Here is a 13,477-nt window from a genome sequence, read left to right on the forward strand (position 1 = left end):
CTTCTGAATACAGATTGCTTAACCTGAGACTAAAACCTCGTTAAACTAAGCTATTCAGATGTCTATCTATATTTTTGGAGTAACCTATGTCCTGGCTTTCTTCGCTTAAATCGGTTTTTTCGCCTTCCAAGGAGGTGAACGAAGAAGCTGTGCAGAACGTACTGCAAAACTATATCTTGCCAAATTCTAGCAATGCGCTGAAAGACCGGATTACTCAGGTCAATGTGCAAGGTGAGATACTACAGATCACCATTAATACCTATCCGGAAGAAAAAGAGCAGTTACAGCAGATTCATGATGAACTGGCGGATGCGCTAGAGAAATGCGGTATTAAAGAACTGAACCTGCATGTGATTCAGCAAAAGACGGGTCATAAAAAAGAAGGCGGTTGTGGACATCATCATGCAGAAGGCGAGAGCTGTTCCAGCCAGCCGCAAACTGCTGCTCCAAAATCGAATCTGCCACCTGTGGTTGATGCTTCAGGTCATGCAGCTCAAGCAGAAGCTGACCCAAATAATCCGCCGATCCAGAAAGCTGCTCCACAGCAACGTGATGTGCCGAAGCATCCACGCATTCAGAATGTCATTCTGGTCTCTTCAGGTAAGGGCGGTGTAGGTAAATCAACCACAACTGTGAATCTGGCTTTGGCTTTGCAAAAATTAGGTTTGAAAGTGGGTGTACTGGATGCGGATATTTATGGTCCAAGTATTCCGACGATGCTCGGCAATGCCGGCAAAACCCCGATGATCGAAGCCGAGCAGTTTGTCCCACTCGATGCCTATGGTATGGCAGTGCTGTCGATTGGCCACCTAACGGGTGATAATAATACGCCAGTTGCTTGGCGCGGTCCGAAAGCAACAGGTGCCTTGATGCAGCTATTCAATCAAACTTTATGGCCAGATCTGGATGTATTGATGATTGATATGCCACCAGGTACAGGTGATATCCAGTTAACGCTCGCTCAGCGTATTCCGGTAACGGGTGCAGTGATTGTGACCACACCGCAAAATGTGGCATTGCTGGATGCAACTAAAGGTATTGAACTGTTTAACCGTGTGCAGATTCCAGTGATGGGTGTAGTCGAAAATATGTCGACCCATATCTGCTCGAACTGCGGTCATGAAGAACAGATCTTTGGTACAGGCGGCGGTGATAAACTGTCAGAGCAATACAATATTCCATTGCTCGGCCGCTTGCCTTTGAATGCAGTGATTCGTGAAAATGCCGATGCCGGTAAGCCTTCAGTGATTGCTGGAGATGATGCTGCTGAAAGTTATATGGCCATTGCTCAGAAAATTGCAGCAAAATTGCCAAAAGCAGAAAAAGATAAAACTCGTATTTTCTAAGATTCTATAATAAAAAAAGAGAGCTTAAGCTCTCTTTTTTTTATGAGGTTTTAGTCGTAGCTGTATTTTCTTTTCTTGCCTGAATGATATTAAAGCCAATTGCAATAATCACCATGATGGTGCCGATAATATCGGTCATGGTCTCAGGCACAATCATCATGAGAGCGCCAACCCCTAGGAAGATGCGCCAGAACCAATTCATCGCGGTTTTAAAGTAGCCTTCTACTGCAGCGCCAAGTGCCAGAATGCCGACAATGGATGTTACGGTAATGCTTAAAATGACATTCCATGCCGGTAAGGCAAATTCTTTGGCATTCACGGCAATATCTGTTGTATCAATCATCAGCATCGCCGGGTTATAGACAAACAGGAAGGGCACAATAAATCCGGCTAGGGATAGGCGCAAGGCCAGGAATCCAGTCCGCATTGGGTCACCACCTGCAATCCCGGCACCAGCAAAGGCGGCTAAGGCAACTGGTGGGGTAATATTGGCAAACAGGCCAAAATAAAACACAAACATATGTGCGACTAGGATTGGAATATCAAAGTTGGCCAAAGCAGGTGCTGCCATCGTCGCGGTAATGATATAGGCAGGAATCGATGGTAGACCCATGCCCAGAATCATCGATGCAATCATGGTGAAGAACAGGGTGAGGAACAGACTGCCAGCACCAATACTCATGATTGAAGAAGTCATGACAGAACCAAAGCTAGTCAAACTCACCACACCAATAATGATACCCACGACCGCACAGGCAGCCATCACTGAAAGTGACTGCTTGGCGCCATCAGCTAAAGCCTCCAGAATTTCCTTAGGTCCCATACGGGTAGATTTTCTGAATGCTGCCACCACAATGGTCAACAAAATTGTATAAACAGCGGCATAACTCACTGGAATCGACTGGAATAAAAAGAATACCAAAGCAACGATTGGAAATAATAAATGTCCTCGTTCTTTCAGGACTTCTTTGACTCGTGGTAGGTCAGCTTTGGGAACGCCTTTCAGATGATCCCGACCAGCTCTGAAATGGACTTGTGCCATCACACCGAGATAATACAGCAGGGCAGGTAATACCGCAGCTAAGGCAATCGTGCCATAACTGACACCCGTGGTTTCTGCCATGATGAAGGCACTGGCACCCATTACTGGCGGCAAGATCTGCCCGCCGACAGAAGCACTGGCTTCCACTGCACCGGCAAAGTTTTTGTGATAGCCAATTTTCTTCATTAAAGGAATGGTAAATGAACCTGTTCCTACGACATTGGCAACCGCCGTCCCGTTGATACTGCCCATAAAACCGCTGGAAATCACCGCGACCTTGGCTGGTCCACCTTGCTTATGTCCCGCAAGTGCCATGGCGAGATCATTAAATAATTTTCCCATTCCTGATTTCGCCAGAAAGGCACCAAACAGGATAAACAGGAAAATAAAGGTGACTGAAGCACCAATGGCTGAAGAATATAAACCTTCAGTCTTCAGATACATTTGTCCGAAAATATCACTGAATGTATAGGGGCGAGTGAGCAAGCGATCCGGCATCCATTCAAAATGACTGACAAATGGATAGCTTAAGAAAATCAGTCCTAAGATCGGCAACATCCAGCCCATTACCCTTCGAGCAGCCTCAACCACCAATACTACTGTCATAATCGAGAAGACAATGTCCAGCGTATTGGGAATGCCTCCCCGAGTGGTCATAATCGCTTGATACTCTTTAAATAAATAAAAGAAAGAAGCAAAAGAGGCGATCACCCAAATCCAGTCCGTCCATGCTACCTTTTGCCGGCTACTGGCCTGACGTGCTGGATACAACAAGAAAATCAGCGCCAGACCAATGGATACATGGGCTGCACGTTGAATCAGTTCGGGTAAGGGATTAAAAGTAATATAAAGATGAAATAACGAATAGGATATTGCCAAGGCAGCAATAAACCAGCGAACCGATTTGTTGATCGGATTGCGAGTGACAGATTCACGGTCAAATTTTTCTAATAATTCTTGTTGCTGTTGATCATCCAGTGCTTCGGTCACATTTCTTGTTTCTTGTGGATTCATAGGCAATCATTTAAACCTCTTTTTTTCCATAGGCTGTCTTTTCTTATAGAAAGTTGTACCGTGCTGTAGTCGGGAAAATCCTGATAAATATTCCAGATCCGATCAGCACTCTCAATTTGTCCCTGCATTCTGCGTGAAATGACCCAGTTGAGTTCTTTCATCTCTCGGTTGATTTGCATATGGATGTTGCCATCATCCTGTCGAGTAATAGTACCTTGATCAGGTGTACCCGCACCAAATGAAATGAACTGAGTATCTGTCAGAATGAAATGGTCCTTGTCTAGAAGATAACGTTCTTTCCACTGTGTTCTTTCTACCGAATGCATCCAGCTGAGCTGAAAGGATTTCTGGTCAATTTTGCACTGAAAATTTTGCTCTTTCACTTCCACAAAAATATACGGAAATGTCATCCAAACACAGCTAATAAAAAAAGCAGCCAAACTAAAAAGTGCAGCAATCGCTGCACCTTGTATCCATTTCATCAGTTCGCTTTATTCTCATCATAGAATTTTTGCGCGCCCGGATGCAGTTGAGCAACCAGACCTTTTTGTGCACCTTCTAAAGTGATTTCTTTAGCAGCCTGATGTGAATTGGCGAGTTGATCCAAGCTGGAGAAGAACGTCTTGGTTAGCTTATATACATCATCGGTAGACAAATCTGAGCGAACCACCAGCGCATTCATGATCGCAGCTGTAGGAATATCTTCAGCATTGCCATAGGTCCCTTTAGGAATGGTCATTGGCAGGAAATACGCCTGATCTTTGGCAATCGCTTTCACTTTATCTGGATTAATACTCACCAGTTGTAGATCAAAGCCCTGTTGCAGCTCCATCAGTGAAGAGTTTGGAAGACCACTGGTCAGGAAGGCTGCATCCAGTTTACCGCCTTTCAAGGCATCAGCTGCTTCGGCATAACCTAAGTAATCTACTTTGACATCCTTATAAGTGATACCAAAACCGTTCAATAGAGTACGGGCATTCACTTCTACACCTGAATTCTGGGCGCCCACTGCAATACGTTTGCCTTTGAGATCTTCAATATTTTTGATACCAGAACGTTTTGAAGTGACAATCTGTACATAGTTTGGATAAAGCGCAGCGATCTGCTGCACGTTGTCAATTTTAGAACTAAAACTGCCTTGACCATTAATTGCTTCAGTTAAGCTGTCGCTCATGACAAAGGCCATTTCAACTTTGTTCTGTTTTAATAAATTTAGATTTTCGACAGAAGCCCCTGTGGTCTGGGTTTTGGAACTTACGCCGTAGGTCTTGTTATAGATTTCAGCCAATCCTGTTCCGATGACATTATAAGGGCCTGAGGCACCGCCTGTCGCAATATTGACAAATCGGGTTTGCAGTTTATCTGCAGCTACGCTCTCGCCAGATGCAGCCTGATTATCTGATTTATTTTGTGCATTATCATTCGAGCAAGCAACTACACCTGATAGCGCTAAACTCATGACTGAAAGTTTGATCCATTTATTCATATATGACTCCTGATATTATTCTGTAGTTCTTAAAATATAATTAAAACAACAATATACTAAACCGTCTGGATGTTAAAAAATGTGAATTATCAATTGTTGTCCTTGTACAATTTAACAGCAATTATTTTGTCTGAATACCTTTAATAACATTTTTTTCGAAATTTTGCTTTATCAATATGTTGAACAAATTGAGCAAGATAGACATCTTAAATGGAGAGTGGAAATTTAATCATTAGGAGTTAGGTAAAAGTTGCTCCCATCACCAAATTTTTCTAGAGAGGTGTCCAAAGTTCATACGCAAGAGCAGGGATTTTAGTTAGTTAAAATTCAATCAAAGGTTACCGGAAATAATGATTTCAAAGTTTTGGATAGTTTTCCATTCATGGTATAGAGACTAGTATTTCAGGAATTTTAAGTCCGAATACTCTATTGAAACTTCTACTTTTATAGCAATTTTATGATGAGCTTATAGCTTTATAAATTGACAAAATTGACTGAAAAGAAAATTTCTTGTATTTCTATCTAATTATATGAAATTAATTAAAAAATAAGAAAATATAAAAATTTTTAATATGTTCTCTTACAATTATTTTTTGGCAGATTTGACCGGATTATTTTATGCTTAATACCTAAGAGCGAGGTCAAACTATGATTTCATGGTTATTTATTGGTTTAGTGGCAGCCATTCTATTAACACCGGGCCCAACCAATACTTTATTGGCATCGTCAGGTATTCAAGTTGGATTTAGAAAAACTTTTCGCCTTATTCCCGCAGAAGCTTTCGGCTATCTCATCGCAATTACATTCTGGGGCTTTTTGATTGGTAAAATCTCGGTCTATTTACCGGAATTACCTCATATCCTCAAACTCTGTAGTGCTGCTTACATTCTATTTTTAGCTTTAAAATTATGGCGTACCGCAGAACTTGGTGAAAATTTTCAATGTATTTCGATTCGGGCACGGGAACTATTTTTGGCGACTTTGCTGAATCCTAAGGCATTATTATTTGCTTCGGCTATTTTCCCGGTCATTGTGTGGAAAAGCAGTCAATATTATGTGACTTATATGCTGGCATTCTTGGCATTACTTATTCCTATCGCATTTTTCTGGACTTTTTTAGGTAGCTTATTGGCCAGAAAAAACAATCGCTGGCTGAATCAAAAGAACTTACAAAAGACCGCTTCCATTATTTTAATGAGCTTTTCTGTACCTTTATCCTATTCAGCACTCCTCAGTCTTTAAACCTGAAAAAGCAGCTAAATTTCCTGAAATTTAGCTGTCAGAATTTCGCTTATTTTCATTGGTGTCAATTTCAGTTAAAGTACGTCGCAATTACTTATTTTTAAGATTTTTGGATTATATCAATGGCAATTAAGTCTGATCGTTGGATTCGCGAAATGAGCGAAAAACACGGCATGATTGAACCGTATGCAGAAAACCAGATTCGTCTGGATGAAAATGGTCAAAAGCTGATTTCTTATGGTGTTTCAAGCTATGGCTATGACGTGCGATGTGCGCGTGAGTTTAAAGTATTCACCAATGTTCACTCTGCAATTGTCGATCCGAAAAACTTTGACGAAAAAAGCTTTATCGATATTGAATCGGATGTTTGTATCATTCCACCCAACTCATTTGCTTTAGCGCGTACAGTAGAATACTTCCGTATTCCACGAAATGTACTGACCGTTTGCTTGGGTAAATCGACTTATGCACGTTGCGGCATTATCGTGAATGTGACTCCACTTGAACCTGAGTGGGAAGGTCATGTCACGCTGGAGTTTTCAAATACAACTAACCTGCCTGCACGTATTTATGCGGGTGAGGGTGTGGCTCAAATGCTGTTCTTCGAATCAGACGAAGTTTGTGAAACCTCCTATAAAGATCGTGGTGGTAAATACCAAGGGCAGACAGGCGTTACTTTGCCTAAAGCTTAATAGTTTTAAAGCATTTAATAAGCGAGGCTAATGCCTCGCTTATTTTTTTGCTGTTTCATTCATCGGAAACTCGGGGTTTTTAGTCTTTTGGCTTTGGTAATCCTGCTAAAAATAAGCATAATGAAGAATGAATATATAAAAAAGATGTGCCAAGCATCATAAAAATCAAAAATTGAAGGCTGGGAAGCTGAAGGATAAAGATGCGGAGCATCAGATAAGAAGGATAGGTCGAGATGGCTCAAATAAAAGCTAAATTTCAATTTCGTAAAAGCTATTTGGCAATGATGATCGGTTTAGGATTATTGCCATCTGCACATGCAATGCAGGAATTAACTGATTCTTCTCTTTCTGATACTACCGGTGAAGGTGTTGCCCTGGTACTTGATGACTTTAAAATGGTTTTTCAGGCACCGAATGATGCTTCCAGTGGTTCAAGCTATGCACGAGGTATTGCCAATCCAGGTCAGGCAGACACTGGCTTTATTCGTATTATTCCGACTGGAGAGAACTATGCTCAGTTAGGTGAGCGTGCCTATAACAAAGTCTATGATCGAGTGTATGCAAGTAGCTATTTAAATGGTATCAGTGCAAATGCCAATCTTTATCAAACGACTTATGACAATAGTGTTAGTACCTATAAAACTCAAAACTATAATGCGACTTTAACTGCAATCCGTAATGAAATTGGTGCAAGTGCGCGTAGTGGTATTGTGGAAGAATATCGTAATTCGACATTAATGCAGCAATATTATCAGCAGCGTTATGAGGATTATTATGACGGTACAATTATTACAGGATTAAAAAGTGACGGAACAACATCTCATACTTTAACTGCATGGCAAAAAGATAAATCTGTCGAATATGCATTAAAAAATACCTATGAAATGATCGAATTGTTATATGGAAACAAGGTAACCACTCCATTAAATAATACTTGGACTCAACAAGCGGGTACCCGAACCAATGCTATTGATTCAAGAGTTACTACAGTTGTAGAGAATGCGACACAAGAAAAATTAGCAATTGAAGCTGATAGGTATGCACTGATTCAGGCAAAAAATGCAGTGACTGCTATGGAGCAGGCGGTTAAAGCGAGCGCAACAACAGCGGCCAAAGAAGCTGCAATGGGTGCCTCAGTCAGTACGCTACGTACGAAGGCTGATGTATTTATCTATGGTTTAGCTTTATCAAAAAGTGATAATTCACTCAGTAGCCGCTATAGCAATCAGGGGTTTAATTGGGGAACAGCCAGCAATCCTTGGTTATTTCATGCCGGAGCCGAAACAGTAAAACAGTTTACGGATACGGGAAAAGAAGTGGGCTATCTAGCTTTAGAAGCACCTCTTGCAACAGTTGCTGCAAATGAAGCAGATAATAATATTAAGCTTGGTTTTTGGACTGATATTTTCTCACGTTCTTTAAATTCAAGTAATACCGTAGATTATGCTACTGGAGCACCTACTTCAGGCTTAGATATTTCTGAACGTTTTCGTGCACAGTTTATTGCTAATGGCTTGAGCATGAACGGTTCGCAAGTCCGATTATTTCAAACCCTTACATCGCCTGATCTTGCATATAGTCAAACCTTGGGCCTGGCGAGTCTGATCCGACTCAATACTAATGATGATCCCTCTACTTTGACCAGTGATTCAAACAATTTGAACAGTAAAGGGATTCGTATTAGTAGTGCAGCAAAAGAGAATAATCTTGATGGAGATGGTCCGACTCCTGCTTTAAATGGCTCTGCAGCTCCTATATTTCATGATACCGAGGGATTGTATTTATATAGCCCGAATATCAATTTGGTACTAGGAAGTATGTATCAGCCTTTTGTTGTGGGTTCGGAAGGAAATAATATTATTTTGGAAGTGACACGTATTCCTAAAATTCCAGATATTTACAACCGGATTTATCAGCGTTATCCAGATGGAAAAGGTGGTTTTTTAGGATCAGAAGCACTTTTAGGCTCTACATGTAATGTATATACGTGTGGTACTGAAATTAAAGCTCAAGCTTCAGATAGCATTGCCTTGTATCAAGGACGCGATGCAACTCACAGTAGTATCGCCATTGGTTCTGTTGAACGTATTGCCAATACTAATATGCTGAAGGCAAAAGATGATAATAATGCTACTGGTGTGGTATTTAGGGGGGCTACTGATAACTCAATGAGGAATTTTGGTTCAGCAGTGATTGATGGTGTGTTGATTCAACATCTAAAAATAAAAACTACAGGTCTATAAAGGAATAGGGCAATGTTGAAAAAGTTAATGCTTGCTACAGTTCTTGGGATTTCTTTTGCGACACAAGCCGGCTTGGTCAGTCTTGATCCGCAGCAAATGACAGCGGAAACGGGTCAAGGCGGAGCAGATTTAAGCTGGACCTTGTCACTCAACCATCAATACGCTACTGATTTAACGAAATCTCAAATTTCTGAAACGGTCGCTAATAAGTTAGAGGTGTATTACAAGCCAACAACAGATTGTGGAATTAACACCTTGTTTTGTCGCTTGGCTATTTCTCCGAACAATCATGTTGATGCTCAAGGCAATAAAAAATGGCTGGTATTTAAAGGCATACAAGGCACCCTGCAAATTGATAAGTTTTCTATCGATGGCACTACAATTACTAATGTGGCAGGCGATCCTCAAACAGCCATGAAAATCACTTTTTATGATGATAAACCTTTAAAAATCAGAAACTTGGGTTTTAATACTTTGGCTATTGAAACCGGAACCGGTGAGGGCGATAAAGAAGGCTATGCCAATTCAGAGAGGTATACGACCTTCACCAATCGTGTTTATAAAGCGGACGGTACATATACCACTGCCTCAGCAGATGTTCCGGAATTTGACCGGGGGCGTGAGAAGGGGTTTATGGGTCTCAATATGCACGGCAACATGCACATGTCAGGAAACTTAAAAATATTTGGCTTTAACTGCTCAGCTGGGAGTGCACAAAGCCGTTGCTAACTGCATGGATGCAGTATAGGGATGAAAGAATGAAAAAAATAAAATCACAAATTAAATTATTAACGGCATGTGTCTGTTTAGCACAGCATAGTTATGCACTAGAGCTGATTGAAGAACAAGAATTGGGTCATATCACTGGTCAAGACGGTATTACGATTACACACGAGGTATCAAAAGTAGAAGTTGAACAGCTCAATTGGTATGACCCGAATGCTGATGTAAATACCAAGATGGGACTGGGATTGCATAAAGTAGAAATCTTAGGCAAAGATCAAAATGCGATTTTAAGCCAGCTTAAGTTTGATGTCGGTGCGACCGATGCTGGTGCAGGGATCCGTCTAGAAGCAAGCGTAGCTCCCTTTAGTGCCAATGCAGATTTTAAACTTGTGAGTAAGGATTGTGTTGGAACAAGCTGTGTCGAAAACAATCAAAATTTGGGCAAATTAGGTCTTGCGATTGATAGTCCATTTAAAATGGTGCTTCATACGACAGCAGGTTTATTCAATAAGAATGAAACAGCTACTATCGATTTCAATTTGCAAGATGCCACGATCAAACATACTTTAGGTACAAATAGCTTAGTTCTAGATAACTTTAATTTTAACTTCGCTGGTACGGGCTATATGTATATAGACCCGATACAAGGCGTCGTACTCGCCAGTAAAAGTGGCACACAAGACCATCTAATTAATTTAAAACCAGTGGCTGTAGGAACAACTGGTGCGCAAACAGCTGGATTAAACTTTGATTTACGCTATCAGAATGGAGATGGCGATTTAAAAAATATCATGCGCTATGGTATTTCGGGTGCAGTGAGTAATGCACGTTTGTCGTTAGGTGCTGATCAGTCAAAACTGAACTCTTTTGATATAAGTAATAAAGTTGGTGGTGTGCTGACGCGACAAGATCGCAGTGTTTCAAGCTATAACGCAGGTGAAGGCGGCTTGCATCTTGGTTTATCAGCTGATTTTACCAATCAGGAAGTGGCAGCAGCACAGGGTTTAAAACCAACGACTTTGGAAATTGGTCATACGGGTAAAGGAAGCTATGCAGTTCAGTTTAATGAATTACGTTCATTAACTGGAAAAAATAATGCATATATCGATTTTGGCGATATTTATATCAATACAATTCAGGCGCAGAGCCTAGAATTTTTAGTTAATGACAATATTAAGTCAACACTTAGACAAAGTAATCCGATTTTGCAGCAAACTTTAAGCAGTACGTCTGCTAATCAGGATTTTGCACTAATCGCCATACGGGGTATGGATTTCCAGTCGATTGCAGCCAAAGCAAATTTTATTTCTAATGATACTGGTATTATTTCCGGGAATAGTGGTTCTTGGGGAATTGGTATTCCAATTTACAACCTGAATGCCAATGTTGCTTTGTCGGGTACAAAATATGACGGTGACAAGAATGGTATTGCCTATAACGTGATGGCATCAACTGAAGGTTATGGAAAGGATGCCAAAACTGGAGCACCAAGTACAACTTCAATTCTTTTAATTGATGGTGGTGTAGAGAATGGCCATGCGCGAAACTATTATGCTGGCCTTCGAAATATTGATGCCTTTATTGAATCCAAAGGGGTGATTGGTTATGAAGATGAAGGCATCTATGTAAAAGCTGATAAATTGCTGATCGCAGCTAAAGCTGAAGTGGCAATTGGCCAATTACCGGGATCTAAATATAACTGTGTATCAGGCAATAAATGTGATCAGTTTGTTCCTGATGACAACTTTTCTAAACGCGATGATGTATTAACAACAATTGCCATGATGCTTGATGGTAGTGGTGAGTTAATGATTATTCCGGGACTGGATGTAGCAGGCGAAAATTATTTATCGTTGGATGCAAACTTTAAGTTCCGAACATTAACTTCTACAGAAAAAGGTGATGTTAATAATCTTGGTAGTTATTTTAGTCTGATTAATGAAGATGTAGATAGCACAGGTGCAGTTCATACTTCTGCGATTAACTTTAATCGTATGGAAGGGAATTTAGGATTAATCACCAAAATAGGCGTGAGTGAAGATACTGTTACTTTAGATAATCAAATTAAATTTAATAAAGATCAGAAGATTATCGAGCCGTTTAGAACCAACATGGCCATGACCACAAATGGCAATATGCAGAATATAGCAACAATTGCACTCACAGGCGGAACCATGCGCAGTACGCTTGGCATTACACCGCGCTGAAATAAGGGATGATTTCATGAAAAAAATAATATTGAATAGCTTGATTGTCACTTTAATGGGCCTTAGTCAACAGGCGATGGCAATGACAGCCTTAGACGATGAGGCTTTATCTGCAGTTGATGCACAGGCCTTATTAAATTTGGAAAATGCTTATGATTCATCACAAGGGATTAACTTCCATAAGCTAAGTATTGAAGCTTTAATGGAACTGAACATTAATATCAAAACTTTGCAGCTCGGTTGTGGTGGAACGAATAACAGTATTGGGAATACTAATGGCTGTGATATTGATATTTCTAACTTGGCATTGAGTGGCTTAAATACCAGTCTTGATGATAAGGGTAACCCTGTCTTTTCAGGTGACCGTGCTAATACCAGTGCCAGTGTGAGTAATCCCTTTGTTGAGTTTGCAATTAAAAATGGTGGAAGTGCTTCTACCCGTGAAGTGGTCGGTTTTCGTCTAGGTGCAGATAAAATTGTCGGACTCTTAACCATGGGGACTGACAACATCGAAAATCCGAATGATGGCCTCAAAAGTTTTAGTGGTTATATGAAAATGGCGCAAACCACTGGTGAGTCTGTTACAAAAGCGGGAACCTTTGGTATTGCAAATGATGAAAAAATCTCAGGGAATCTAAAGGCTTTAGGACAAACACGTACTTTTACCAGTAAGCCAGGTGCTGATGGCCATACCGGGATTACAGTGCCTTCCATGCGGGTAGACTTTACTATGCCAGAAACTGTCGTGACTGGGCAACGCTTAAAGTCAGCGACTGTAAGTAATATCCGTTCTACTATTGCTTCGATTCCATTAGCAAAGGCTTTAACGGGTTCAACTTTGCCAAGTGATGTGATTGGTACACCAGATTTTTCAAAAGATAAGCTGTATGTAGAGTTTGATCCATTAATTGGATTTCTTAATTTAGGAACACATTCTTTCTTTCAAATGGGTGCTGGTTCAAGTCTGGATAACCTGAATATGGACATCACCTTTGTCCAAGCTCTGAATATGATCCATAATATTCCATTAAATGGTACAGGCGGTTATTTGTCTTTACAGAGTCAGAATGTGCATTGGCAAGGTGCGGACGCGGCTGATATTGCCAAACCAGGTTGGTGGCTATCTTTTAAAGACCCGATTCAACTGGGTGTATTAAAAACTACAGATGAAGTTGATATTTCATTCGTGTTACCTCAGGTAGCAACTGCTATTTCTGAATTTCTTTTACGTCCTGAAAACTTGATTGATGTCAGTGTGGGCGAGGCTTTAGGGTCTCTGGCGAATGTCGCGGTGGTACGTAAATTGAATATTGATGTAGGTAAATTTACTAACTATGTAGATGGTACTCCTGCAACTTTAACCTTAATGGACAAGCTGCTACAGAACCAGAATGTGACCTCAAACTGCTTTGGCGGGCATAAGTTCTGCTAAGTTAGAGACATAAAAAATCCCGCTCTAGGCGGGATTTTTTGTGTTCG

10 protein-coding genes are annotated in these 13,477 nt (G+C 40.7%); 7 read left to right on the forward strand and 3 right to left on the reverse strand.

Features of this window, described 5'->3' with window-relative positions; genetic code table 11:
- The first annotated feature begins 86 nt into the window (after nucleotides 1-86).
- Nucleotides 87-1,346, forward strand: coding sequence for an iron-sulfur cluster carrier protein ApbC (gene apbC / locus FTV18_RS03430; RefSeq protein ID WP_180011996.1), 1,260 nt, complete (start codon nucleotides 87-89; stop codon nucleotides 1,344-1,346).
- A gap of 40 nt (nucleotides 1,347-1,386) precedes the next feature.
- Here the strand turns inward: apbC and FTV18_RS03435 are convergent, their stop codons facing one another.
- From FTV18_RS03435 to FTV18_RS03445, 3 genes are read right to left on the reverse strand one after another with little or no spacing between them, the layout of a single operon-like run.
- Nucleotides 1,387-3,402 (reverse strand): TRAP transporter permease, encoded by a 2,016-nt coding sequence (locus FTV18_RS03435; protein ID WP_166139308.1) that lies wholly within the window; start codon nucleotides 3,400-3,402, stop codon nucleotides 1,387-1,389.
- A complete protein-coding gene (locus FTV18_RS03440; RefSeq protein WP_180011994.1) occupies nucleotides 3,399-3,884 on the reverse strand; it encodes a DUF1850 domain-containing protein in 486 nt (161 codons plus the stop codon). Before FTV18_RS03440 ends, FTV18_RS03435 begins: the two co-directional genes overlap by 4 nt.
- Nucleotides 3,884-4,888 (reverse strand): TAXI family TRAP transporter solute-binding subunit, encoded by a 1,005-nt coding sequence (locus tag FTV18_RS03445; protein ID WP_159124389.1) that lies wholly within the window; start codon nucleotides 4,886-4,888, stop codon nucleotides 3,884-3,886. The genes FTV18_RS03440 and FTV18_RS03445 overlap by 1 nt, the downstream gene beginning before the upstream one ends.
- A 648-nt stretch (nucleotides 4,889-5,536) precedes the next feature.
- On the opposite strand from FTV18_RS03445, the gene FTV18_RS03450 reads away from it, so the two are divergent.
- The 6 genes from FTV18_RS03450 to FTV18_RS03475 all read left to right on the forward strand — a co-directional run bounded on the left by FTV18_RS03450 (nucleotide 5,537) and on the right by FTV18_RS03475 (nucleotide 13,430).
- Complete coding sequence (locus FTV18_RS03450; protein ID WP_034701986.1) at nucleotides 5,537-6,130, forward strand: LysE family translocator; 594 nt, start codon at nucleotides 5,537-5,539, stop codon at nucleotides 6,128-6,130.
- Between the two features lie 122 nt (nucleotides 6,131-6,252).
- A complete protein-coding gene (gene dcd / locus FTV18_RS03455) occupies nucleotides 6,253-6,822 on the forward strand; it encodes a dCTP deaminase (RefSeq protein ID WP_004785008.1) in 570 nt (189 codons plus the stop codon).
- A 233-nt stretch (nucleotides 6,823-7,055) separates the two neighbouring features.
- On the forward strand, nucleotides 7,056-9,065 hold the full coding sequence (locus FTV18_RS03460; RefSeq protein WP_180011992.1) for a hypothetical protein: 2,010 nt from the start codon (nucleotides 7,056-7,058) through the stop codon (nucleotides 9,063-9,065).
- A 12-nt stretch (nucleotides 9,066-9,077) separates the two neighbouring features.
- Nucleotides 9,078-9,794 (forward strand): hypothetical protein, encoded by a 717-nt coding sequence (locus FTV18_RS03465; protein ID WP_166139299.1) that lies wholly within the window; start codon nucleotides 9,078-9,080, stop codon nucleotides 9,792-9,794.
- Between the two features lie 29 nt (nucleotides 9,795-9,823).
- Entirely contained in the window at nucleotides 9,824-11,998 is a 2,175-nt protein-coding gene (locus tag FTV18_RS03470; RefSeq protein WP_159123365.1) for a DUF6160 family protein, read from the forward strand.
- A 16-nt stretch (nucleotides 11,999-12,014) separates the two neighbouring features.
- Entirely contained in the window at nucleotides 12,015-13,430 is a 1,416-nt protein-coding gene (locus FTV18_RS03475) for a hypothetical protein (protein ID WP_166139297.1), read from the forward strand.
- The last annotated feature ends 47 nt before the right edge of the window (nucleotides 13,431-13,477 follow it).

This window comes from Acinetobacter sp. YH12241 (genome assembly GCF_013417535.1).
GTDB lineage: Bacteria > Pseudomonadota > Gammaproteobacteria > Pseudomonadales > Moraxellaceae > Acinetobacter.